The sequence below is a fragment of the Halomonas heilongjiangensis genome, from assembly GCF_002879645.1.
Lineage (GTDB): Bacteria > Pseudomonadota > Gammaproteobacteria > Pseudomonadales > Halomonadaceae > Halomonas > Halomonas heilongjiangensis.
The window spans coordinates 1-24,834 of record NZ_PNRE01000064.1; the positions used below are offsets into that span (position 1 = coordinate 1).

A 24,834-nucleotide genomic window follows, 5' to 3' on the forward strand; every position below is an offset into this window, starting at 1 on the left:
CCGCCATGGGCGTTCATGTGATCGCCCCGGGTCAGGATGACATGATCGCCGGGCTCGGCAATGCCTTTCTCCACCAGCAGCGCCAGCGCCCGGTCGTTGACCTCGGTGGCGCTCATCTCGCTGGTGTCGAAGGGCAGCGAGACCACCCCGCGATAGAGCGCCATGCGCCGCTGGGCGATGGGGCTGTGGCCGAGGCCGACGATCGGCAGCCCCGAGCGGATCCGCGAGGCGATCAGCGGCGTGTAGCCGGAGGCGGTCATGCAGGCGATGGCGGCCACCCCGGCGAGGTGGTTGGCGGCGTACATCGCCGACAGGGCGATGGTCTCGTCGATCTGGGTGAAGCCCTCGTGGATGCGGTGCCCCGACTCCTGGGCGATGCGCTCGCGCTCGGCGCCCAGGCAGACCCGGTCCATGGCCTCGATGGTCTCCACCGGGAAGTCGCCGGCGGCGGTCTCGGCCGAGAGCATCACCGCGTCGGTGCCGTCGAGCACGGCGTTGGCCACGTCGAACACCTCGGCGCGGGTCGGCAACGGCGACTCGATCATCGATTCCATCATCTGGGTGGCGGTGATCACCGCGCGGTTGAGCGCCCGGGCGCGCTTGATGATGCGCTTCTGGATGCCGATCAGCTGGGCATCGCCGATCTCCACGCCGAGGTCGCCGCGGGCCACCATCACCGCCTCGCTGGCCTCGATGATGCCGTCGAGCGTCGCCTCGTCGGCGACGGCCTCGGCGCGCTCGAGCTTGGCGACCAGGCCGATCTCCTTGCCCGCCTCGCCCAGTAACGCCCGGGCCTCGCGCATGTCGGCGGCGCTGCGCGGGAAGGACACCGCCAGGTAGTCGACGCCGATGTCGATGGCGGTCTCGAGGTCGGCGCGATCCTTGTCGGTGAGCGCCGGGGCCGAGAGGCCGCCGCCCTGCTTGTTGATGCCCTTGTTGTTGGAGAGCCGGCCGCCGACCACCACCGAGGTGTGGATCAGGTGGTCGGCGACGCGGTTGACGTCGAGCACCAGGCGGCCGTCGTCGAGCAGCAGGCGGTCGCCGGGAACGACGTCATCGGCCAGGGTCTTGTAGTCGCAGCCGACCCGGGTGGCGTCGCCGGCGTTGGCGTCGAGGGCCATGTCGAGGACGAAGGGCTGGCCCTCCTCGAGGTCGACGGCGCCGTCGCGGAAGCGGGCGATGCGGATCTTGGGCCCCTGCAGGTCGCCGAGGGCGGCGACGCTGCGGCCCAGGCGCGCGGCGATCTCGCGCACCGCGGTGAGGCGGCGGCGATGGTCGTCGGCACTGCCGTGGGAGAAATTGAGGCGCACCACGTCGACGCCGGCGGCGATCATCGCCTCCAGCACGCCGTCGCGGTCGCTGGCCGGGCCCAGGGTGGCGACGATCTTGGTGCGGCGGATGGGGTCGTGGATCGGTGTGCTCGACATGGCGGGCTCCTCCGGTGGGGGCGGTGTTGTTGTCGGATTACGATAGCGCTTTTCTGGTAAGTTTACTACATAAAGGCCGATTATGGTGTTGTGGTGCTCCCGGCGAGTCATGCAGGTGAATCGATGCATCAGGCCGAACTATCTCCGCCTGATGCGATGTATAGGGGAGGTGGGCGGTTCGGCCGCGGCTGAACCATATGTTGTAAAGTTACTAAAAAGTACTTGAGTCTTTTTGTCGGCTGGTCCACATTGAGGGGCAGATGAGCCGCAGGCCGTTACGCAGGGACGAGATCGACGCCGGTCGCCCAAGCCTGGATGCCCTCCGCCAATCGGCTCAGCCACGACCCACCAGACGCCACTGGAGCGAGAGGAAGAACGTCATGACGCTCAAGATCGCCATCAACGGCTTCGGCCGCATCGGCCGCAACGTGCTTCGCGCCCTGTACGAGAACGGCTACCGCCATCGCGTGCAGGTGGTCGCCATCAACGACCTGGGTGATCCCGCCCTCAATGCCCACCTGCTGCGTCACGACACCGTGCATGGCCACTTTCCCTTCAAGGTGGAGCACGACGAGGAGAGCCTGAGCGTGGATGGCGACCGCATCGCCATCCTGTCGCAGCGTGACCCCGCCGAGCTGCCCTGGAAGGCCATGGGCGTCGACCTGGTGATGGAGTGCACCGGGCTCTTCACCAAGCGCGAGGCGGCGGCGAAACATCTCTCTGCCGGGGCCGAACGGGTACTGATCTCCGCGCCGAGCCCCGATGCCGATGCCACCGTGGTCTACGGCGTCAACGAGCAGGTGCTCGGGCCCGAGCACAAGGTGGTCTCCAACGCCTCCTGCACCACCAACTGTCTGGCGCCGATCGCCCAGGCCCTCAACGCGACGGTGGGCATCGAGAACGGCCTGATGACCACGGTGCACGCCTACACCAACGACCAGAACCTCTCCGACGTCTACCACAGCGATCCCTACCGGGCCCGCAGCGCCACCCATTCGATGATCCCGACCAAGACCGGGGCGGCGGCGGCGGTGGGGCTGGTGCTGCCCGAACTGGCCGGCAAGTTCGACGGCCTGGCGGTGCGCGTGCCGGTGATCAACGTCTCGCTGGTGGACCTGACCTTCACCGCCAGCCGCGACACCACCAAGGAAGAGATCAACGCCATCGTCGCCAAGGCCGCCGAGGCCTCGCCGGTGCTGGCGGTCAACGCCCAGCCGCTGGTCTCCATCGACTTCAACCACGACGCCAACTCCTCGACCTTCGATGCCAACCACACCCGGGTGAACGGTCGCCTGGTCAAGGTGATGGCCTGGTACGACAACGAGTGGGGCTTCTCCAACCGCATGCTCGATACCGCCCTGGCCATGCAGGCCGCGAGCAACGCCAAGCGCGATGCCGCCTGACAGGGTGACTTGACCGCGCAGGTCGGTATGATCGAACGCCGGGGCGGGCAACCGCTCCGGCGTTTGCGTGTTCGTCATGCCCGATTCCCCGCAAGGATGCCCGATGCTGCCCGACTACTCCTGGCTCGCCTGGACGCTGATCGTGTTCTCCACCTACCTCACCGGCGTCTCCAAGGGCGGTTTCGCCGGGGGCTTCGGCACCCTCTCGGTGCCGCTGATGGCCCTGGCCATCGGCCCCATCGAGGCCGCCGGCCTGCTGCTGCCGCTGCTGCTGGTGATGGACGCCTTCACGGTCAGGGCCTGGTGGGGGCGGCACGACGGGGCCGAGGTGCGCCGCCTGGTGCCGGGGCTGGCGGTGGGCGTGGTCATCGGCACCCTGCTGGCCGGTACCCTCGACGAGGACGGGGTGCGCCTGTTGCTCGGCGTGCTCTCGCTGCTGTTCGCCGCCTATATGCTGCTCAGGCCGGCGGCCGGGCGGCCCATCTCGCCGCGCTGGGCGCTGCCGGCCGGCACCGGCTGCGGCTTCACCAGCTTCCTGGCCCATGCCGGGGCGCCGCCGCTCAACCTCTACCTCATCCCCCGGCGGCTGCCCAAGGAGACCTTCATCGCCACCAGCGCCATCGCCTTCGCCGCGGTCAACCTGATGAAGCTGCCGCCCTACCTGTGGCTCGGCGAGATCAATCTCACCAGCGCCTGGGGGTCGCTGGTGCTGGTGCCGGTGGCCTGGGTCGGCGTGCGCAGCGGCCTGTGGCTGCAGCACAAGGTCAGCGAGGTGCTCTTCTACCGGCTGGTGATCCTGGCCATGGCCATCGTCGGCGTGCAGCTGGTGGTCAAGGCGCTGGGCTGACTGGTCTCCGGCACAAAAAAAACCCCGCATGGGCGGGGCGAAGAGACGTCAGGTCGGAGAGTCTGACGTTGCGGGCGTCACCCGCTCACTGCTTGACGATCCACTCGTGGGCCGGGTCGTTCTGGAACTTCCATGCCCGCTTGGGGCCGGCCATCACGTTGAGGTAGTAGAGGTCATAGCCGTGGGCGGCGCCCACCGGGTGGTACCCGCGGGGCACCATCACGCAGCAGCCGTTCTCCACCGCCATGGTCTCGTCCAGGGAGCGGTCATCGGTGTAGACCCGCTGGAAGGCGAAGCCCTGGGTGGGGTTGATGCGGTGGTAGTAGGTTTCCTCCAGGATCGACTCCTCGGGCAGGTTGTCCACATCGTGCTTGTGCGGCGGGTAGCTCGACCAGTTACCGGCCGGAGTGTAGACCTCCACCACCAGCAGGCTGTCCGCCGGCTCGGTCTCCGGCAGGATGTCCTGGATATGCCGGGTATTGGTGCCGCTGCCGCGGGTGCTGCGCTTGACCTGATTGGGGGCGATCAGTCGCGGCTCGTGGTTGCCGAACCCCGGGGCGCTGCATACCGCCAGCTCGAGATCGGTGGTGGCCTCGACGCTGTAGCTTGCGCCATCGGGGAGGTAGACCGAGTAGGGGGGGATTTTCTCGAAGATGTCCATGCGCTCGCCGATGTCCTCCCAACGGTGATCGCCGCAGGTCACGGTGGCCCGGCCGGAGAGCAGTACCAGGCAGTGCTCGCGATCCTCGGTATTGGCCTCGAGGTGCTGGCCCTTGGCCAGCTTGTGAACGCGAAAGCCCACATGTTCCCAGCCTGCCGATTGCGGCGTGACTTCCAGCAGCTTGCCCTGCTCGTCGGGCTGTTGTGGACGTACCAGTAGTGAGGTCATGGGTCGCTCCTGTCTAGTTCAGTGAATTCTAGTGTCAGTGAATATCGTCCAGGGCGATGCGGCGGCCTTCCTTCAGGGAGCGCTCGGCGGCCTCGGCCAGGCGCAGAGCTTCCAGGCCATCTTCGGCGCCGGCCAGAGGGGTGTGCCCCTGTTTCCAGGCGTCGACGAAGTCGCTGATCTCGCGGCGGTAGGCCTCGGCGTAGCGCTCGAGGAAGAACCACAGCGGCTGCTCCTCAATCTGGCCAGGCTCGCCGGTGAAGCGCAGCCGGGTCTTGGTTTCGTTTTGCGCCTGGAGCATGCCCGCGCTGCCGAAGGCCTCGATACGCTGGTCGTAGCCGTAGCAGGCGCGACGCGAATTGCTGATATGGCAGAGCCGGCCGCTGGCGGTGGTCAAGGTGACCATGATGGTGTCCACATCGCCGGCCTCACCGATGGCCGGGTCGATCAGGCAGCTGCCCTCGGCGTGGACGTGGGTGATGGGCTCATCGAGCAGCCAGCGGGCCATGTCGAAGTCGTGGATCGTCATGTCCCGGAAGATGCCTCCGGAGGCGCCGATATACTCGGTGGGGGGTGGTGTCGGGTCGCGGCTGATGATGGAGAGCGTCTCGAGATGGCCGATGCGGCCCTCGCCCAGGGCCTGCTTGAGGGCGGCGAATTGGGGGTCGTGACGGCGGTTGAAGCCCAAGGCACAGGTCACCGGATGAGCGGCCAGCACCTGCAGGGCATCGCGGGTACGTGCCAGATCCAAGGCGATAGGCTTCTCGCACAGAATCGCTTTGCCGGCGCGGGCGGCTTGTTCCAGGTAGTCGGCGTGGGTCGGGGTACTGGAAGCGATCAGCACGGCATCGATGTCTTCATCCGCGAAGATGGCCTCGGCGCTCAAGGCTCGGGTGCCATACTGGGCGGCCAGTGCCTCGGCGGCCGGGGCGTGGTAGTCGGCGATGGCGGCCAGGGTTACCTCGGGATGGCTGGCGATGGTCTGGGCGTGCACCTTGCCGATGCGCCCGGCGCCGATCAGGGCGAGTTTCATGAGCTGTCCTCTTGCCTTGGTGGTCGATGGAACGGGCCGATGCCGTGGAACGTCGGGCGCTTGGGGGCATCCTCTCGCCCCGTGCCGAGATTCATGGACTGTGAGGTAGTCTAGGGCGTATGGAATAAAAATTCCAGTAATACCATTGTATAGAATTTTTTGTTTGACCTGCGAGACTATGGAATCTACATTTCAGGCATTCTCAATATCCATACCTTTCCGCAGGCGAGTGCCAAAGCCATGTCAATCACGGCCCATCGCCGGGCTCTTCTAATGACGCAATGTTCGAGAGGCAATCGCAATGAACGAGAGGGTTAAGCACTCCCCATTCACTCTCGCGGTATGTGCCGAGATGGTGTTTCGCGACATGCCGATCGTCGAGCGGGTCAAGCGAATCGACGCCCTGGGCTTCCAGGTGGAGATCTGGGACTGGACCAGGCACGACATCATGGCACTGGTGAATACTGGGGCTACCTTCTCTTCCATGACCGGCTACATCGACGGCACCCTGGCAGACAAGGAAGGCTCCGATCGGCTGGTCAAGACGGCCCGGCAATCGATTGCCGTGGCGAAAGAATTGGGTATCCCCCGCCTTAACCTGCACGGTACCGGCCTCGATGATCAGGGGCTGCCCGTCGTGCCGGCCGGTGAGGTGACAGGGCCGATGTGGATCCGCGCCCACGACACCCTCAATCGTCTGGCTGACCTTGGTCAGGAGCACGGCGTCACGTTCGTGCTGGAGAACCTCAACACCCAGGTGGACCACCCTGGGGTGCCCTTCGCAAGGGCCTGCGACGTGCTGGATCTGGTGGCGAGCGTGGATCGCCCGGAGGTCCGCATCATGCTCGACCTCTATCACGCCCAGATTGGCGAGGGGAACCTGATCGAGCTGGTGCGTCGCTGTGCTCCCTATCTCGGTGAGATCCAGGTTGCCGACGTGCCGGGGCGCTGCGAGCCCGGTAGCGGCGAGATCCATTACCCGGCTATCGCCCGCACACTCAATGACATCGGCTATCGGGGCACCATTGGGCTGGAGGGCTGGGCCTCAGGGGATGATGAACTGGCCCTGAGGCGTTTCGAGGAAGCCTTTACCCTTTCCGTTTGATATCGGGGTCTGGGTTGCATGCGGCCGACGGGTCGGCCGCATGCGCTGCTCAGAGGAGCTTGTCCGCTGAGCTCTTCTCGAGGCGTGTGCCAGCATCGCGCGCCTCGTCCTGCCGGACGCCCAGGGCGATGGCCAGGGTCTGGGTCAGGCACAGGGAGGCGGTCAGGCCGCGGAAGCTCTTGACCTCGGCTTCCTTTACCACCAGCGAGACGTCGGCCAGCCGGGCCAGCGGGCTCAGGTTGGAGTCGGTGATCACCACCACCGGGATGCCGCGCTCGCAGGCTTCTTCCGCCGCGTCACGGGATTCCTGGGCATAGGGGGAAAAGCTCACCACCATCAGGGCATCCTTGGCGCCCATGGACTTGAGCTGTTCGCGATGCATGCCGCCCAGGCCGCTGACTAACTGGGTCCGCTTGTCCACGTGCTGGAGCGCATAGGCCATGTAGCTGGCGACCACGAAGCTGCGTCGGGCGCCCATGACGTGCACTATTTCCGCGCGCTCGAAGATATCCAGGGCGCGTTCCAGCTGGCGGGGATCGGTGCGCCCCGGCAGCTGCTCCAGTACCTCCCGATTGGCCTCGGCGAATTCCCACAGCAGCTGGGTGCTGTCGGGGGTCTCGCCGGTGGCGGTGCGCACCGCGTGGATGCGTTCGGTGTAGTTGGGCAGCTCGTCCACCAGGCGGGCCCGGAACAGCTGCTGCATCTCGGAGAAGCCCTTGAAGCCGAAGTTGTTGGCGAACCGGATCAGGGTCGAGGGGGTGACGCCGGCCTGCTCGGCCAGTTTGGCCACGGTTGCGAAGGCCACCTCTTGGGGGTGGTCGAGCAGGAAGCGCGCGGTCTGCTGCAGGCGGCGGCTCAGCGACGGATAGTCCGCCGTGATGCGCGCTTCCAGGTCGGTGAAGTCCTGTGGTGTCTGGGGCATGGTGTCCGCCTTGCTTAAGCCGATCAGCGTCCGGGGTCGAGTCGGGTGATGCTCCAGGTCACCCTAGCATCTAGAGAATGAAAATTCCATTTGAACGTTGGTATAGAATTCTGGCTCTGGTAATCCATGGCGGCCTGCTTCGGACCGGATAGCGGTAGGAGATGCTGCTTTGGTCGAGCATGGGGGTGAGGGGCGCCTGCCGATTCTCGTGTTAACACCTTGATTTCCATGATGTACATCGAGACCCTCGAGGGCACGGCTTTCGAGATGGAATATTCTGTTTGTTGATTTGTATGGAATGTATGTTCTATCTTCTTTGCGAACGGGCGGCGCTCCGCTACCACGGGTCGAGGCGGCCCTGGCGTGCGGGCATGACGACATCACGATGACTGGAGGCCGCCATGGCACAACCCACCCTGAAGTTCTCCCTCAACCATATGGTCTGCCCGCGCTGGACGCCGCCGCAGCTGATCGAAGTCGCCGCCGTGATGGGCGTCGGTGCCGTGGAGCTGCGCAATGACGTGGGCGCGAACAGCATCCTCGACCTCGACACCGCGCGGGCCGCCGGCCAGCGCGCCCGGGAACTGGGCATCGAGGTACTGAGCATCAATGCCCTCTATCCCTTCAATATCTGGAGCGCGGAGCGTGCCGCCCAGGCAGAGGCGCTGGCCGAGCGGGTCGCGGCCGCCGGCGGGCGCGGCCTGGTGCTCTGCCCGCTGGTGGATGCCAACTACTCCGCCAGTGCCGAAGAGAAGCGCGCTGGCCTTGAGCAGGCGCTGCTCGAGCTGGACGCCATCCTCAGTCGCCATGACCTGCGTGGCTTCGTCGAGCCGCTGGGCTTCCCGATCTCCTCGCTGCGCACCAAGGCCGAGGCGGTGGCGGCGATCGAGGGGCTGGGCTTGGAGCGACGCTTCGGCCTGGTCCACGACACCTTCCATCACCAAGGCGCCGGGGAGACTGCCTTCTTCGCTGGGCAGACCGGGCTGGTGCATATCTCCGGTGTCGAGGATCCGGCCATCGGCTTCGAAGCGATGCTCGATCCGCACCGCCTGCTGGTCGGCGAACGCGACCGGCTCGACAACGTCAGCCAGCTCCGCCGGCTGCTCGCCGACGGCTACGACGGCTATGTCTCCTTCGAGCCCTTCGCCGAGACAGTCCATGCGCTCGAGGATCCGGTCGCCGCGCTCAAGCAGAGCATGGCCTACGTGCGTGCCGGACTCGGCCACTGAACACCCAACGACAAGAGGGTTTCGACATGAAGATCGCTCTCGACCCCCATATGCATCGCCATCTCTCCCTGCCGGAGACCTGTCGGCTCACCAAGGAGCTGGGCTACGACTACATCGAGCTGTCGCCGCGCCCGGACTTCATGGTCTGGTGGACCCGGCCGCGCACCTATCCGGCCGCCGTGCAGGCCTTCAAGAAGGCCATGCGCGAGCATGACGTCGGGCTGGCCACCATGCAGCCCATGTACCGCTGGTCCAGCCCCTACCGCGACGAGTGGGAGATGGCCATGGACAACTGGAAGCGGATCATCGAGGTGGCGGTGGAGCTGGAGTGCGACACCCTGATCTCCGAGTTCGGCCGCGGCGGCTCCCCGGAGCGCTCCCAGGCCGACCGCCAGGGGATTCACACCCCCGAGGCCTGCGAGAATGCCTTCTGGCGCTCCATGGACGTGCTGGTACCGATTCTCGAGCGCGAAGGCCTGACGCTGAGCGTCGAGCCCCATCCCGAGGACTGGATCGAGACCATGGAGCCGGCGGTGGAGATCATCAAGACCATCGACTCGCCGGCGGTGAAGTGCTCCTACATCGCCCCGCACAGCTTCTACTACGGCGACGACCTGGCCGAGACCATCCGCGCCACCAAGGGCGAGCTGGTGCATGCCCGGGTCGCCGACACCTTCAACCACAAGGCCTCCTCCCAGCTGCGCTATATCGTCAATCCGCCGGGCTCCGAGGCCCGGGTCCACCAGCACCTGGATATCGGCGAGGGCGAGATCGACTGGGACGTCTTCTTCAAGACCCTGCACGAGATCGGCTTCGACGGCGTGCTCTCGAGCTGCGTCTTCGGCTGGGAGGAGCGGGCGGTGGAGTCCTCGCGTTTTATGCGCCAGGAGATCCAGCGCTACGTCGGCAAGTACTGGGACCAGTAAGAGGGCGACTCCATGGGCGCAAGAGTCATCAGCGCCGGAATGACTGGCTCAAGGCCCATGCGGGCGCTTCTTGGATGCCCGAACGGCCGGCCTTCCACTCTTAAGTGCAACCCGAGGTGCAGCCTGAGGCGCGCCTCCATGAGTCGCAGACGGCCTCGTACCCACCCGGGTGCGGGGCCGTTGCGTCTGCGGTGTGGTCCCATAGAGTACTGCGACTAAAGCATAGCGGATCATTCCTTCCATTTATTGAATTAATAGAATCTTTGTTCTAATCTGTGGGTCAGTAGAACGCACGCACCAGATGTGACACTGATTTCAATAGACCGACCGCCGAGCCGTGATGGCGTGACCGCCGACTCGGGCTCGAGACTGGCCAAGCGTAGGATGCGATCCCATGAACGACACCAAGACACTCGACCTGATCTGCCTGGGGCGCGCCGCTGTCGATCTGTACGGCGATCAGATCGGCAGCCGCCTGGAAGACATGAGTGGCTTTGCCAAGTATCTCGGCGGCTCCTCCGCCAATATCGCCTATGGCACCGCTCGCATGGGCCTCAAGTCCGCCATGCTGACCCGAGTGGGCGATGAGCACATGGGACGCTTCGTGCGCGAGGAGCTGGCGCGCGCCGGTGTCGATACCAGTCATGTGGTCACCGACCAGGAGCGCCTCACCGGTCTGGTGATCTTGGGCATCAAGGATCGCGACACCTTCCCGCTGATCTTCTACCGTCATGACTGCGCCGACATGGCCATCGACGCCGGCGACTTCAGCCCTGAGTTCATCGCCTCGAGCCGGGCCCTGCTGATCACCGGTACCCACTTCTCCACCGAGCAGACCTACCAGGCCAGCAAGACCGCCATCGAGTACGCCAAGGCGGCCGGTACCAAGGTGATCCTCGACATCGACTATCGGCCAGTGCTCTGGGGCCTGACTACCCTGGGCGACGGCGAGACCCGTTTCATCTCCGACGAGGGCGTCAGCCGGCACCTGCAGACCATCCTGCCCGATCTGGATCTGGTGGTGGGCACCGAGGAGGAGGTGCATATCGCGGGTGGCAGCACCGATACCATCGCCGCCCTGAAGAAGATCCGTGAGCTCTCCGATGCCACCATCGTGCTCAAGCTTGGCGCCCAGGGCTGCACCGTCCTGGACGGGGCCATTCCCGACAGCGAGGACGACTTCGAGGTGCACACCGGGGTGCGGGTCGAGGTGCTCAACGTGCTGGGCGCCGGCGATGCCTTCATGAGCGGTTTCCTGCGCGGCTGGCTACGCGGCGAGTCCCATGCCCAGAGCTGCGCCTACGCCAACGCCTGCGGCGCCCTGGTGGTGTCCCGCCACGGCTGTGCGCCGGCGATTCCCAGCGCCGAGGAGCTCGACGACTACCTGTCCCGCGCCGAGTCGATCTCGCGCCCGGACCTGGACGCGCGGCTCAACTACCTGCACCGGGTGACCACTCAGCGCACCGCCACCGAGTGGAAGGACCTGTGCATCCTGGCCTTCGACCATCGCAAGCAGCTCTTCGATATGGCCCGCGAGGCGGGCGCCGATCCGGCTCGCATCCACACCCTCAAGCGCTTGCTGGTCCAGGCCACCGAGCGTGGCAGCCAGCAGCTGGGCGCGAGCCAGGTGGGTGTGCTGATCGACGACACCTACGGCCAGGACGCCCTCAATGACGTCACCGGTCGCGGCTGGTGGATCGGCCGCCCCGTGGAGCTGCCCAGCTCGCGCCCCATCGAGCTGGAGGGCGGCCGCAGCATCGGCTCGCGACTCAAGAGCTGGCCGCGCGAGCATATCGTCAAGTGCCTGGTGTTCTACCATCCACAGGAGCAGGTCGAGCTGCGCCGCACCCAGGAGCGCCAGGTGGTGGAGCTCTACCGCGCCTGCTGTGCCTCGGGGCACGAGCTGTTGCTGGAGGTGATTCCGCCCCGCGACCTGGTCAGCGACGACGACACCTATCTCAACGCCATGCAGCGCTTCTACAACCTGGGCGTGCAGCCCGACTGGTGGAAGCTGCCGCCGCAGACGCCGGCCGCTTGGCGGCGCATCGCTGATCTGCTCGCTGAGCGTGCCCCCCACTGCCGCGGCGTGGTGATGCTGGGCCTGGATGCGCCGGCCGAGGAGCTCAAGAAGGGCATCATGGACAGCGCCGGCGCCGAGGCCTGCAAGGGCTTCGCCGTGGGCCGCACCATCTTCGGCGAGCCGAGCCGCAGGTGGCTGCGTGGCGACTACGACGACGAGCAGCTGATCGAGGCCGTGAAGGCCAACTATCTCGAGCTGGTGGAAACCTGGCAGGCGCGCCAGCGCGACGCTGCCTGACCCTTCTGGACTCCTGATCAAGGGCAAATGACCATGACTACCATCCGACTCACCATGGCCCAGGCCGTCGTTCGCTACATGATGGCCCAGAAGGTCGAACTCGACGGCGCGATCGAGCCGCTGTTCCCCGGGGTCTGGGCGATCTTCGGTCACGGCAACGTGGCCGGCCTGGGCGAGGCGCTCTACCAGGCACGGGAGACCCTGCCCACCTACCGCGCCCACAACGAGCAGGGCATGGCCCATGCGGCCATCGCCTATGCCAAGACCCTGAATCGGCGCCAGGTGATGGCCTGCACCGCCTCGGCGGGGCCGGGCTCCACCAACATGGTCACCGCCGCCGCGGTGGCCCATGTGAACCGCCTGCCGGTGCTCTTCCTACCGGGCGACACCTTCGCCACCCGCCTGCCCGACCCGGTACTGCAGCAGGTGGAGAACTTCCACGACCACACTCTGACCTCCAACGACTGCTTCAAGCCGGTGAGCCGCTTCTTCGACCGCATCACCCGTCCCGAGCAGTTGCTCACCTCGCTGCCCCAGGCGGTGCGGGTGCTCACCGACCCGGTGGAGTGCGGCCCGGTGACTCTGGCGCTGCCCCAGGACGTGCAGACTATGGCCTTCGATTATCCCGAGCACTTCTTCGCCGAGGGGGTGCACCGGCTGCGCCGCCAGGCCGCCGACCGCCGGGAGCTCGAGGACGCCATCGCCCTGATCCGTCGGGCCAGGAAACCGCTAGTGATCGCCGGGGGCGGGGCGCATTACTCGGGTGCCCTGGCGGAGCTCGACGCCTTCGTCTCCCGCTATCACCTGCCGGTGGGCGAGACCCAGGCCGGCAAGGGCGCGCTGCCGTGGGATCACGAGCAGAACCTGGGCACCATCGGCGTCACCGGCGGGGCGGCGGCCAATGCGCTGGCCGCCGAGGCCGACCTGATCATCGCCGTGGGCACCCGCCTGGGCGACTTCGCCTCCGGCTCCCGGGCCTTGATCAATCCCGAGGCCAGGCTCTTGAGCATCAACGTGGCTTCCTTCGACGCGATCAAGCACAAGGGCCAGGCGCTGGTGGGCGATGCCAAGCTCAGCCTGCCGGAGCTCAGCGCCGGCCTCGTGGGCTGGCACCCCGAGGGCGCCTGGATCGAGCAGGCCGCCGAGCTGCGTGCCGACTGGAACCGCACCGTGGAGCGCGTCACCGCCGACCGCGGCAGCGACCTGCCCTGTGACGCCGAGGTGGTGGGCGCCGTCAACCGTGCCGCCGGCGAGCGTGACATCGTGGTGTGTGCCGCCGGCGGCCTGCCGGGTGCACTGCAGAAGCTGTGGCGCACCCGCTTCCACCGCGGCTACCACATGGAGTACGGCTACTCCTGCATGGGCTATGAGCTGGCCGGCGGCCTGGGCGCCAAGATGGCCATGCCCGACTCCGAGGTCTTCGTCATGGTGGGCGACGGCTCCTACCTGATGCTCAACTCCGAGATCGCCACCTCGGTGATGCTGGGCCACAAGATCATCGCCGTGGTGCTAGACAACCGCGGCTACGGTTGCATCCACCGCCTGCAGCAGTTCTGCGGCGGCCCCGGCTTCAACAACCTGCTCGACGACTGCCTGACCGTGGAGGGCGGCGCCCCCAAGACGGACTTCGCCGCCCACGCCGTGGCCCTGGGGGCGAAGTCCGAAAGCGTTCGCACCATCGGCGAACTGGAGGCGGCGCTCGAACGCGCCAAGGTGTCCGACATCAGCTACGTGATCGCCATCGACACCGACCCCCTGGCCGATACCCAGGAGGGCGGCGCCTGGTGGGACGTGGCCGTGCCGGAAGTCTCCCCGCGCGCCGAGGTCAACGAGGCGCGCAGGCGCTACGAAAGCTACAAGGCGCGGCAGTTCAAGAATCTCTAATCCTCGATCACGACGACCGATTTCAGGAGTTCGCCATGAGCGTAAGACTCGGCATCAACCCGCTGACCTGGACCAACGACGACATGCCATCGCTCGGCGGCGACACACCGCTCGAGGTCTGCCTGGCGGAAGGCAAGCAGGCCGGCTTTTCGGGCTTCGAACTGGGCCACAAGTTTCCCCGCGACCCGGCGGTGCTGGGGCCGATCCTGGAAAGCCATGGCCTGGCGCTGGTCTCCGGCTGGTACAGCAGCGAGCTGCTGACCCGCAGCGCCGAGGAGGAGATCGAGGCGCTCAAGCCGCACCTGCACCTGCTCAAGTCGCTGGGCGCCACGGCGATGGTGTTCTGCGAGGTCACCCACTGCGTGCACGGCCAGCGCGACGTGCCGCTCTCCCACAGCCCGACCATGAGCGAGGCGAAGTGGCAGCGCTTCCTGCCGCGCCTCAATGAGGTGGCCGACTACTGCCAGGAGCAGGGCGTGCAGATCGCCTATCACCACCACCTGGGCACGGTGATCGAGACCGAGGAGGAGATCGACCGGCTGATGGCCGGCACCAGGCCCTCCGTGGGCCTGCTGCTCGACTCCGGCCACCTGGTGGGCGCCGGCGGCGATCCCCTCGCCGTCCAGCAGAAGTACGCCGAGCGCATCAACCACGTGCACTGCAAGGACATCCGCCGCGAGGTGCTGGCCGACGTCCGCAACCGCGACCTCAGCTTCCTGGAAGGCGTACTCAACGGCATGTTCACCGTGCCGGGCGATGGCTACATCGACTACACCAGTCTGTTCAGGCAGCTCGCGGCCAGCGACTACGCGGGCTGGCTGGTGGTCGAGGCGGAGCAGGACCCCGCCGTGGCCCATCCGCTGACCTATGCGCGCCTGGGCCGCGACAACCTCAAGCGCTTCTGTGCCGAGGCCGGCCTGACGGTCACCGAATAATCAGTTTCATAACCTAACGAGGAGCCCCCATGAGCATGCTGGGCAACTACATCAACGGCCAGGCGGTGGCCAGCCAGAGCGGCCGCACCGCACCCGTCTACAACCCCGCCACCGGCGCGCAGCGCCTGCAGGTGGCGCTCTCCTCGGCCGACGAGACCCGCGAAGCGGTGCGCATCGCCCATGAGGCCTTCGCCGCCTGGGCGAAGGTCAGCCCGCTGAAGCGTTCGCGCATCCTGTTCCGGTTCAAGGCGCTGGTCGAGGCGCACGCCGACGAGCTGGCGCGGCTGATCGCCAGCGAGCACGGCAAGGTGTTCTCCGACGCCAAGGGCGAGGTGACCCGCGGCCTGGAGGTGGTCGAGTTCGCCTGCGGCATCCCGCACCTGCAGAAGGGCGAGCACTCCATGAACGTCGGCACCGGGGTGGACAGCTACTCCCTGATGCAGCCGCTGGGTGTGTGCGCCGGCATCTCGCCGTTCAACTTCCCGGCCATGGTGCCGATGTGGATGTTCCCCATCGCGCTCGCCTGCGGCAACACCTTCGTCATGAAGCCCTCCGAGAAGGACCCCTCCACGCCGATGCGCCTGGCCGAGCTGCTCCGGGAGGCCGGTCTGCCCGACGGTGTGTTCAACGTGGTCAACGGCGACAAGGAGGCCGTCGACGTGCTGCTCACCGACGAGCGGGTCCAGGCGGTGAGCTTCGTCGGCTCCACCCCCATCGCCGAGTACATCTACGCCACGGCATCGAGCCACGGCAAGCGCGTCCAGGCCCTGGGCGGCGCCAAGAACCATATGGTGATCATGCCCGACGCCGATCTCGACCAGGCCGTGGGGGCGCTGATGGGTGCCGCCTACGGCTCCGCCGGCGAGCGCTGCATGGCCATTTCCGTGGCGGTGCCGGTGGGGGAAGAGACCGCCCAGCGTCTGCGCGAGAAGCTCATCGGTGAGCTGGCCAAGCTCAGGGTTGGCCCCGGGCTGGTGGATGGCCCCGACAACGACATGGGCCCGCTGATCACCCGCGAGCACCTGGAGAAGGTCAAGGGCTATATCCAGGCCGGCGTGGATGAGGGCGCCGAACTGGTAGTCGACGGCCGCGAGGCACGCATCGAGGGCGCCGGCGACGGCTACTTCCTCGGTGGCTCCCTGTTCGATCACGTCAAGCCGGGCATGCGCATCCACAGCGAGGAGATCTTCGGTCCGGTGCTGGCGATTGCCCGGGCGGTGAGCTTCGACGAGGCCGTGGCGATGATCAATGCACACGAGTACGGCAACGGCACCGCCATCTTCACTCGCGATGGCGACGCCGCCCGCCAGTTCGTCGAGCAGATCCAGGTCGGCATGGTTGGCGTCAACGTGCCGATCCCGGTGCCCATGGCCTTCCACAGCTTCGGTGGCTGGAAGCGCTCGCTGTTCGGCCCGCTGCACATGCACGGCCCCGACGGCGTGCGCTTCTACACCCGCATGAAGACCGTCACCCAGCGCTGGCCCAGCGGCATCCGCGAAGAGACCAACCACTTCACCATGCCGACCCATTGATCCGAGCCCGCGAAGCGGGACACCAGTGACAGCGTACGCCGGGGCCTGGGCTCCGCCGTTCTCATCTGACCGGATCGTCGGCACCGAAGGCGTGTGTTGGCTTGAGCACTGCGCTCGCTCGGCGGATGCCGGTGCCGTCTGGGTCGATTACGAGTCATAGAGATCCGATAACGAGAGTAATGACAATGAGACTTTCCATTTGTACCGATGTGATGGGCGATCTCTCCTTCACCGAAATGCTCGACAAATGCGTGGCGTTGGGCGTCGAGGGTATTGAGATGACCGGTGGTGGCTGGTCGCCGGCGCCCCATTTCCGGGCCGATGAACTGCTGGCCGACAAGGGCTTGCTGAGGTCCAGGCTCAAGGAGATCGAGGTCCGTGGTCTGGAGATCGCCGCGCTCAACTGCTCGGGCAACCCGCTCGATCCCGGCGCGCTCGGCGAGCGTCACCGCAAGGAGATCGAGCAGACCATCCGCCTGGCCGGTGAAATCGGCGTGACGAAGATCGTTACTATGTCCGGTCTGCCCCCTGCCGCGCCGGGCGACATGGTCCCGAATTGGCTCGTCTACACCAAGAGCTGGCCCGATGAGATGCCCGAACGCGACCGCTACCAGTGGGAGGAGTGCGCCTTCCCCTATTGGCACGGACTGGTCCGGCTCGCCGAGGAAGTGGGTGTCGAGAAATACGCGCTGGAGAACTTCTCCGCCATGCTGGTGTGGAACCCCGAGACCCTGTTCCGCCTGCGCGACGAAGTGGGACCGAAGGTCGGCATGAACCTCGACCCGTCGCATCTGTTCTGGAAAGGCGCCTGCCCCATCGCCGGAGCCCGAGCCCTGGGTGAGGCGATCCACCATTGCCATGGAAAGGACACCCGCATTGAGCGCGGCTTGGCCGATGTGAACGGCCTGCTCGAACTGAAGGAGGTCACCGACGTGGCCAACCGCGCGTGGAACTACGTCGCCGTCGGTGCCGGTCACGACCTGCAGTGGTGGAAGGAGTTCTTCTCCGTCGTGCGCATGGCTGGCTACAACGACTGGATCAGCCTCGAGATGGAGGACTTCACCATGTCCACCGAGGCAGGTATCCAGTCCTCCGTCGAGGCTCTGCAGCAGACTATCAGCCGTTAGCGATTCGTAGCAGCGCCGGGCCAGCCAGGTACTGACAGAGGGCTCGGCGCTGCCTTGCTTGGGAAGGCTTGTTGGAAGGGATGGAACAGCAATTCCATTTATACCAAAGTATAGAATATATGATTTGCATTCTGTAAGTATGGAATCTACATTTCATAGTGCGGTCTTGTTCATCGGCATGGTCAGGTATATCAACAACCACCTGTGCCGAAGGCAGTGCTGCACGACTTGGCGGACATCACTACAAAGAGGAAAACAACATGAAATGGCTCACACCGCTCAAGATGGGGGTGCTGGCATTAGGCCTGACCCTGACCACCTCGGCAGCCATCGCCCAGGAGGAGAATGAATACCGTTTCGTCATGGTTTCCCACATCGGGTCCAATGACCCAAACATGAGATGGCTCACCATCGCAATGGATGAGTTTGAGAAGAAATATCCCAACGTCAGCCTGGATTATGTTTCTTCCAACCAGTATTCCGTTCAGGAACTGGTGCGCTTGCTGGATCAGACCATCGCTTCCCGTCCCGACGGTATCGCCGTGCCCATCGTCAGCCGCGATGCCCTGGAGGGGCCGATTCGCCGGGCGATCGATCAGGGCATTCCCGTTGTTGCTTTCAATATTCCCGATAATCGCTCTCAGGAAGAGCGCATCCCCTATCTGACCTATGTCGGTGGCGATGAGTACCTCACCGGCTACATGACGGGGCAATATGCCATTGAGAAGGCGGAAGCCGGGGAAGTACCGATGCCGGAGCATGTGGTCTGCGCGATGATCGCCGCGGAACACGAAGGCTTGCGTGAGCGCTGCCGTGGCATCGAGGAGGCCGTAGCAGAAGTGGGGGCGACCACGGAGTATCTCTTCACCGGTGCCGATCCTTCCACCTTCCGTAGCAATCTGCGCTCCTACCTTTCCGCCAACCCACAGTCCAACTACATTCTTAACATGGGGGATTTCACTGCTCCCTGGTCCTGGCAGGTTGCCAATGAACTTGACATGAATCCGGATGTTAACCAAGAAGGCATGACCATCCTCGCCGTCGGTATCGGGCCCATTGGCCTTTCAGGGCTCAAGAACAATCACTTGCTGGTTGCCAGTGAACAAGGTTTCTGGCTTCAGGGGTATATACCGTTCGAATGGCTCTACTGGCACCACGAACTCGGCTATGAGCCCCAGTCGGACATCATCACCGGCCCGATCATGGTCGACAGGGACAATATCGACAAGTTCGACCCGCTGTCCAAGGCGGTCTTCGGCGCAGGCTCAGAGGACGACTCAGCCTGGCAATAAGGGGATCACCCGGCCTGGCGCAGTAGGCAATGGGTCGACTCGCCAGGCCAAAGAGCCGGAGACAGGGAGGTCCGGCTCAATCGACTATTCCTGGTTGAACCGGAAGAAAACATTATGACTCTATCGACTAGAATTTTTGCGCGTCGCCCAGACTTCGGGGCCATTATTGGTGTCGCCCTGCTGTTCGTGGTGTTTTCTCTCATCGATTTTTCCGGATGGTGGTCAGGTAGAACTCTGGGCAATATCCTGCAGTTTACCGCCATTCTCGGCTGTATCGCCATTGGCCAGGCTATAGTGATCATGGTCAAGGAGATCGATCTCTCGGTAGGATCCGTCTATGGCCTGACCGGTATCGCCTACATTACTCTGGAGGCGGACCTTGGCATTCCAGGCGCCATGCTGGCGGCAATGACCATTGCCGGGAGCATCGGCTTCCTTCAGGCGATGGCCGTCATCAAAGGCAAGATCCCTTCGATGATCGTCACCCTGGGGGGGCTCTTTGCCGCGCGTGGCCTGATCTATGTATGGACGGGAGGCTCGGTCCGCACCATGCCGGCCGACTCCCGTGCCCATTGGTTGAATCAGCTGTTCGGTGGTGAACTGTTCGGAATTGATGCCGCTATCCTCTGGCTGGCTCTGCTGATCGTGCTTCTGTCGCTGGTGGTATGGCGCACCAAGTTCGGCAATCGCCTGCTGGCAACGGGTGGTGATGAAAACACCGCACTCAGCCAAGGCATCCGCACCGACCGCGTCAAGACAGTAGCCTTCGTGCTCTGCTCACTGCTAGCCGGTTTCGCTGCCATTCTGACCTTGGCAGATGATCCTCGGACGCATGTCACCCTGGGCGATCTCATGGAGCTGGAAGCCATTGCTGCGGCCGTGATAGGAGGTTGCCTGCTCACGGGTGGTCGCGGCTCACTGCTCGGCGCCGTGCTGGGTGCCTTCATTATCACTAGTGTGCGTTACCAGATGATCAGCCTGGGGGCGCCCGCTTCCTGGTACATCACCTTCGTCGGCCTCGTGGTTATCGCTGCCCTCATCTTCAACCAGTTCCTGGCCCGTTGGGCCACTAAACAGGCCTGAGGAGAATCATCATGTCCGTAGCCGCCATCAAGAAATCTCCGCTAATCGAAGTGCGTAATCTCAACTTGCACTTCGGTGCTTTCCATGCGCTCAAGAATGTCTCGGTATCCTTCGAGGCAGGGCAGCTGATCGGCCTGGTAGGTGACAACGGTGCGGGAAAGACCACCCTGATTAAGGTGCTCTCCGGCATTCACAAGCCTAATAGTGGAGAAGTCTATTTCGATGGAGAGAAGGTCAGGGAGTTCCATCCCAAGCTGGCCATAAAGTTCGGAATAGAGACACTTCAACAAAGTGTTGGTCTGTGTGACAACCTGTCGATCGCCCGTAATTTCTACTTGGGGCGGGAGCCTATCAAGCGCTGGTTTGGTATTCCCTTCCTCGATTTCAAGAAGATGCGTGAGGCCAGCACCAAGGTCATTCGTACCTTCGGACTGCGTGACAACGTCAGCGCCGATGATCTAGTCGAGATGCTCTCCGGTGGCGAGCGACAGTCGATCAAGATTGGCCGGGCTGTCGAGTTCAAGAACCGGGTCGTGATCATGGACGAACCCACCAATCACCTCTCGGTCCGTGAGCGCGAGCATGTCAACGAACTGGCCCAGCAGATGCGGGATCAAGGCTTGCTGGTGATCTATATCACCCATGATATCCACCAAGTCCATAAACTTGCCGATCGTATCGTTATCATGGAAAACGGTGAGAAGGTCACGGATGTCGCCAAGCACGAGATGACCGCCGATGAGCTTGAAGAGGTCATTCGTTGCGGTGGTCGGGTTGTCGAAAAAGCCAGCGAGGTAGCGCCGTCATGATGGGACTCTCGATTCGTCAACTGGTCCGCCAGCACAGCGAAATTGGTATCATCCTAATCGCTATCCTGCTGGTCATGTTCTTCTCAACCACCTCCTTTGACAGATGGGCCACGGCCTACAATCTGGCGTCGATTGCCCAGATTACCGCCACCCTGGGATTGTTGGCATTGGGTGCTTCCCTGGTTATGGGGACCGGCGAGATTGATATCTCGGTCGGCTCAACCTTCGGTATCGGCGCCTTGGTCTATCTGGGCACAGTGGCAACGATCGGCCCGCTTCCGGCCATGCTCCTGGCGGCAGCGGCGGGTGCTGCCATCGGTTTGTTCAATGGGTTCATCGTCACCCGTTTTGGTGTCTCCTCGCTGTTGCTCACCCTGAGTACCCTACTGGTATTCCGGGGTGTCGCGGTGGCGTTGACCGATGGATTTTCGTTCTCCGTGCCCTACGGCGAACGTTCCGGGTTCCTTTACCAGCTGTTCGGTGGCGGAGACTTCCTGGGGGTGAATACCGGCTTCTGGTGGTTGATCCTTGGATTGGCCGTCCTGATGGTCTTCCTCTATGCCACCCCGGGAGGCAGCCGCCTGCTGGCTGTCGGCGGGTCGGCCGAGTCGGCTCGCTCACGAGGTATCCGCGTGACTCGGGTAAAGGTGAGGGCTTTCATCATCTGTGGCGTGCTGGCCGCGCTGGCTGGCACCCTGGAAGGCGGCAAGCTGGGCTTCGCCGATGGTGGCATGGGCCGCTTGATGGAGTTGCAAGCGATCGCCGCTTGTGTGCTGGGTGGCTGTGCGCTGCTGGGCGGCCGGGTCTCGCTGGTTGGAGTGGTGGTCGGCGCCTTCGTGCTGTCCGCTATTCAGAGCTACCTGGTCGTCAATGGTGTGCGTCCTCAGTGGTTCATGCTATTGCTGGGGGTGATCGTGGTGGCCGCGGCGATCAGTGACCGACATTTGCGCGATTGGGCCTTGCGCAGCCGATAAATAAATCGGATCAGTGAGTCAACCAGGAAGTACAAGGAGCTTCATCATGACACTGAGAATCGGCGTAATCGGCACGGGTGCCATCGGCCGGGAACATATTCACCGGATCACCCATAAGCTAAAGGGCGCCCAGGTGGTGGCGGTCAACGATGTCAACACCGAGCAGGCCCAGGGCGTGGTCCGGGCTCTTGATCTCGAGGCCAAGGTCTATACCACCGGCGCGGAGGTCATCCAGGCGGCCGACGTTGATGCGGTGATTGTCACCTCTTGGGGGCCAACTCATGAAGAGTTCGTACTGGCGTCCATCGCTGCTGGCAAGCCAGTATTCTGTGAAAAACCCCTGGCCGTGACCGCAGAAGGGTGTCGACAGATCGTTGAGGCCGAGATGGCCGCGGGGCGCAAGTTGGTTCAAGTCGGTTTCATGCGTCGCTTCGACTACGCCTATCGTCAGCTCAAGTGCGTGCTGGAAGCCGATACCATTGGCGCCCCGCTGATCCTCAACTGCGTCCATCGCAACCCGGAGGCACCTGGATTCAGCGGCGACATGGCACTGACCGACTCCTGCGTGCATGAATTCGACGTCTTGCGCTGGCTGCTGGCTGACGACTATATCTCCGCTCAGGTGATCCAGCCGCGCAGGACTCGACTCTGCGACGATGATAGCCTGCAGGACCCGCATGTCATCCTATTGCGGACCCGCCAAGGGGTGCATATCTCCATCGAGAGTTTTGTCAACTGCCAATATGGCTACGACATTCAATGTCAGGTAGTCGGGGAAACGGGGACCGCCAATCTTCCCGAACCGGCCAGCGTGCCGGTCCGCCGCGAAGCCAAGTTGTCCTTTGACATTCTAGTCAGTTGGAAAGACCGCTTCATCGATGCCTTCGACGTCGAGTTTCAGGAGTGGATCGATGCCACCACCCGCGGTGAGATGACAGGCCCCAGTGCCTGGGACGGTTATGTGGTGGCCATGACCAGCGATGCCTGCGTCAAGGCCAAGCACTCCGGCCAGATCGAGCCGATTGAGCTTCCCGAGTGCCCTGACTTTTATACCAACTGATGGCTAACTCGATAGCAACCGCACCGCTACCTTAACCTCCGGGGTCCTAAAGGGATCCAGCGTCGTCGTGTGCTCGACCCATGGTATTTCACCGCCGTGAGTTGCCTGCTGGTGATCCTGGGCGTGGCCGGCTGGGTCTGGTTCAACGGTGCAGATGCCGTCGCCCACCCCGGCAGCTTCCAACTGCTGATCGTGGTGCGACGGTGGTCTATTTCATCTCGGCCAGCCTGTGGATGAAACACCGCCGCCAACCACGCGGTGCCTGAACCTCCTGGCATGGATCCACCTTGATGAGTGGCCCGGCCCACGATGGTGGGCCGGTCATCCCTTGCTGCATTCCTGATCAGGTGCGATGCCTTTTGCCCCCCATCGCTTGCCTTGACTACGCTGAGAAAGTACATCCATGGATTGGGAGGTATGACATGAAACGTTATGGATTGCGTAGTCTGGCGATGGTCTTTGCTGCTCATTGATGCTGGCCTTGGCCGGTTGTGGCACCAGTACCGGTGAACGTGCTGCCAGCGGTGCCGGCGTCGGGGCCGCGGTGGGCGGTGCCGCGGGTGCCGCCACGGGAGGCAGCGTGGTACGCGGTGCGGCGATCGGCGCCGGGGCGGGTGCCGTGACCGGAGCGGCCACCGACGAGGACGATATCGACCTCGACGATTGATCCGCCCACCAGCACGACAGAGCCGAACAGGCCGCGCCTGCCCATGAGCAGGCGCGGTTCTTTCCCTTCTAGCGTCCTTCCGGTATGTGCCAGGTCTCCGAACACTCCCGGCTATGAAACAGCCGCTGTGCCGTGTCACGGTTACGCCGCTCGGCGAGAATCTCGCGGTTCCCGCTGAGCGCCTCCACCAGGGGCTCGGTGGGGTGGCGCACGGTGAGCAGCGTCAGGTCGTCGTGGCGCTCGAGGGCATAGTCGGCGGCCAGCGCCTCGACCAGCGGCTCGAGGCGCGTCGGGTGCGCGTCGAGGCAGAGCGACAGGCGCGTGGCGCCGCTGTCGATCAGGTTGGCGTGCACGCCGGCCTCGACGAGGCGGCCGAGGATGTCGTGCTGCCTGGCCTCGTCCATGAACGAGAAGTCCCGGGGGCGGAGCTCCAGCAGCGCCTGCTCCTCGGCGAGGATGAAGGCCGGCGTGGCGGCACTCGCCCCCTCGGCCGAGATGACGCTGGGCGGGGCACCGAGCTCCTCGAAGGAGCGGACCTTCAGCGGGATGCCCTGCTCCCGCAGCGGGGCCAGCGTCTTGGGGTGGATCACCTTGGCGCCGTGCCAGGCCAGTTCGATGGCCTCGTCGTAGGAGAGCCGCTGCAGCTGCACGGCGTTGTCGAAGCGGCGCGGGTCGGCGTTGAACAGCCCCGGTACGTCCTTCCAGATCACCAGCTCCCCGGCCCCGAGGCAGTGGGCGAAAATCGCCGCGCTGAAGTCCGAGCCTTCCCGGCCGAGGGTCGTCGAGACCCCGTCGGGGGTGCCGCCGATAAAGCCCTGGGTGATCAACAGTCGTCCACTGCCGAGGTCCAGTGAGCGCACTTTTGCACCGGTGGCCTGCCAGTCGATATTGGCGGCCTGGTGGTGGGCGTCGGTGACGATCAGCTCCCGGGCGTCGTGCCAGTCGGTGGCGGTGCCGCTCGCGTTGAGCCAGGCGGCCACGATGGTGGTGGACAGCAGTTCGCCGAAGCAGATCGTCTGATCGTAGTGGAAGGGGCGCGGCTCCCGCCGGTGCGTCCGATGGCGATGGTCGAGCTCCTCGAACAGCGCCTCGACCCGCTCGGCGACGGTGGCTTTCCGGTCGCCGAACAGGGCGTCGACGGTGGCCAGGTGAGCGCTGCGCAGCTCGTCGAGTCGGCTGCGGTAGTCCCGGTCATCGTCGCTGCGCGCGGCGGCGAGCAGCGCCTCCAGGGCGTTGGTGGTCTTGCCCATGGCCGAGACCACGACCACCAGCGGGCGCTCCCGGGTGGTCGCCAGCACTTCGCCCAGGTGGCGGATGGCCGCGGCGTCCTGGATCGAGGCGCCGCCGAACTTGTAGACCGTGGTCATTCCCGGCTC

Annotated in this window: 21 protein-coding genes; 16 read left to right on the plus strand and 5 right to left on the minus strand. The window is 64.6% G+C overall.

Going from position 1 to position 24,834, the window contains the following annotated elements:
- On the minus strand, positions 1-1,427 hold a 1,427-nt coding region (gene pyk, locus C1H66_RS14260), incomplete at its 3' end, for a pyruvate kinase (RefSeq protein WP_102628554.1).
- A gap of 380 nt (positions 1,428-1,807) precedes the next feature.
- Here pyk and gap point away from each other — a divergent pair.
- Both gap and C1H66_RS14270 read left to right on the plus strand, forming a co-directional pair.
- Positions 1,808-2,830, plus strand: coding sequence for a type I glyceraldehyde-3-phosphate dehydrogenase (gap, locus tag C1H66_RS14265; protein ID WP_102628555.1), 1,023 nt, complete (start codon positions 1,808-1,810; stop codon positions 2,828-2,830).
- Between the two features lie 103 nt (positions 2,831-2,933).
- The gene (locus tag C1H66_RS14270; RefSeq protein ID WP_102628556.1) at positions 2,934-3,677 is read left to right on the plus strand and encodes a sulfite exporter TauE/SafE family protein; all 744 of its coding nucleotides are present in this window, start codon (positions 2,934-2,936) and stop codon (positions 3,675-3,677) included.
- A gap of 85 nt (positions 3,678-3,762) precedes the next feature.
- On the opposite strand, the gene iolB is transcribed toward C1H66_RS14270, so the two are convergent.
- Positions 3,763-4,566 (minus strand): 5-deoxy-glucuronate isomerase, encoded by an 804-nt coding sequence (iolB, locus tag C1H66_RS14275; protein ID WP_102628557.1) that lies wholly within the window; start codon positions 4,564-4,566, stop codon positions 3,763-3,765.
- Positions 4,567-4,600: 34 nt separating this feature from the next.
- Positions 4,601-5,596 carry an inositol 2-dehydrogenase gene (gene iolG / locus C1H66_RS14280; RefSeq protein WP_102628558.1) on the minus strand — a complete coding sequence of 332 codons (996 nt, stop codon included), beginning with the start codon at positions 5,594-5,596 and terminating at the stop codon, positions 4,601-4,603.
- Between the two features lie 367 nt (positions 5,597-5,963).
- Between iolG and C1H66_RS14285 the strand changes: the two genes are divergently transcribed.
- A complete protein-coding gene (locus tag C1H66_RS14285) occupies positions 5,964-6,701 on the plus strand; it encodes a TIM barrel protein (RefSeq protein WP_240618328.1) in 738 nt (245 codons plus the stop codon).
- Positions 6,702-6,750: 49 nt separating this feature from the next.
- On the opposite strand, the gene C1H66_RS14290 is transcribed toward C1H66_RS14285, so the two are convergent.
- Positions 6,751-7,623 (minus strand): MurR/RpiR family transcriptional regulator, encoded by an 873-nt coding sequence (locus C1H66_RS14290; protein ID WP_102628560.1) that lies wholly within the window; start codon positions 7,621-7,623, stop codon positions 6,751-6,753.
- A gap of 401 nt (positions 7,624-8,024) precedes the next feature.
- Between C1H66_RS14290 and C1H66_RS14295 the strand changes: the two genes are divergently transcribed.
- From C1H66_RS14295 to C1H66_RS14355, 13 genes are all read left to right on the plus strand, one after another.
- Positions 8,025-8,852 (plus strand): TIM barrel protein, encoded by an 828-nt coding sequence (locus C1H66_RS14295; protein WP_102628561.1) that lies wholly within the window; start codon positions 8,025-8,027, stop codon positions 8,850-8,852.
- Between the two features lie 26 nt (positions 8,853-8,878).
- The gene (locus C1H66_RS14300; RefSeq protein ID WP_102628562.1) at positions 8,879-9,778 is read left to right on the plus strand and encodes a sugar phosphate isomerase/epimerase family protein; all 900 of its coding nucleotides are present in this window, start codon (positions 8,879-8,881) and stop codon (positions 9,776-9,778) included.
- Between the two features lie 394 nt (positions 9,779-10,172).
- Positions 10,173-12,095, plus strand: a complete 1,923-nt coding sequence (locus C1H66_RS14305) for a bifunctional 5-dehydro-2-deoxygluconokinase/5-dehydro-2-deoxyphosphogluconate aldolase (protein ID WP_102628563.1) — start codon at positions 10,173-10,175, stop codon at positions 12,093-12,095.
- Between the two features lie 33 nt (positions 12,096-12,128).
- Positions 12,129-13,979, plus strand: coding sequence for a 3D-(3,5/4)-trihydroxycyclohexane-1,2-dione acylhydrolase (decyclizing) (iolD, locus tag C1H66_RS14310; RefSeq protein WP_102628584.1), 1,851 nt, complete (start codon positions 12,129-12,131; stop codon positions 13,977-13,979).
- A gap of 35 nt (positions 13,980-14,014) precedes the next feature.
- Positions 14,015-14,914: a myo-inosose-2 dehydratase gene (gene iolE, locus C1H66_RS14315; RefSeq protein WP_102628564.1), complete on the plus strand. Its 900-nt coding sequence runs from the start codon at positions 14,015-14,017 to the stop codon at positions 14,912-14,914.
- Positions 14,915-14,943: 29 nt separating this feature from the next.
- Positions 14,944-16,446: a CoA-acylating methylmalonate-semialdehyde dehydrogenase gene (locus tag C1H66_RS14320; RefSeq protein WP_102628565.1), complete on the plus strand. Its 1,503-nt coding sequence runs from the start codon at positions 14,944-14,946 to the stop codon at positions 16,444-16,446.
- Positions 16,447-16,631: 185 nt separating this feature from the next.
- On the plus strand, positions 16,632-17,573 hold the full coding sequence (locus tag C1H66_RS14325) for a sugar phosphate isomerase/epimerase family protein (protein WP_102628566.1): 942 nt from the start codon (positions 16,632-16,634) through the stop codon (positions 17,571-17,573).
- Positions 17,574-17,833: 260 nt separating this feature from the next.
- Complete coding sequence (locus tag C1H66_RS14330; protein WP_240618329.1) at positions 17,834-18,865, plus strand: substrate-binding domain-containing protein; 1,032 nt, start codon at positions 17,834-17,836, stop codon at positions 18,863-18,865.
- 114 nt (positions 18,866-18,979) lie between these two features.
- Positions 18,980-19,948, plus strand: coding sequence for an ABC transporter permease (locus C1H66_RS14335; RefSeq protein WP_102628567.1), 969 nt, complete (start codon positions 18,980-18,982; stop codon positions 19,946-19,948).
- Between the two features lie 11 nt (positions 19,949-19,959).
- Positions 19,960-20,757, plus strand: coding sequence for an ATP-binding cassette domain-containing protein (locus tag C1H66_RS14340; protein WP_102628568.1), 798 nt, complete (start codon positions 19,960-19,962; stop codon positions 20,755-20,757).
- Positions 20,754-21,731, plus strand: coding sequence for an ABC transporter permease (locus tag C1H66_RS14345; protein WP_181423434.1), 978 nt, complete (start codon positions 20,754-20,756; stop codon positions 21,729-21,731). The genes C1H66_RS14340 and C1H66_RS14345 overlap by 4 nt, the downstream gene beginning before the upstream one ends.
- Positions 21,732-21,777: 46 nt before the next feature.
- Positions 21,778-22,791 (plus strand): Gfo/Idh/MocA family oxidoreductase, encoded by a 1,014-nt coding sequence (locus tag C1H66_RS14350; RefSeq protein ID WP_102628569.1) that lies wholly within the window; start codon positions 21,778-21,780, stop codon positions 22,789-22,791.
- Positions 22,792-23,263: 472 nt separating this feature from the next.
- Positions 23,264-23,458 carry a hypothetical protein gene (locus C1H66_RS14355; protein ID WP_102628570.1) on the plus strand — a complete coding sequence of 65 codons (195 nt, stop codon included), beginning with the start codon at positions 23,264-23,266 and terminating at the stop codon, positions 23,456-23,458.
- Between the two features lie 68 nt (positions 23,459-23,526).
- On the opposite strand, the gene C1H66_RS14360 is transcribed toward C1H66_RS14355, so the two are convergent.
- On the minus strand, positions 23,527-24,825 hold the full coding sequence (locus C1H66_RS14360) for an aspartate kinase (RefSeq protein ID WP_170064156.1): 1,299 nt from the start codon (positions 24,823-24,825) through the stop codon (positions 23,527-23,529).
- Positions 24,826-24,834 lie beyond the last annotated feature (9 nt).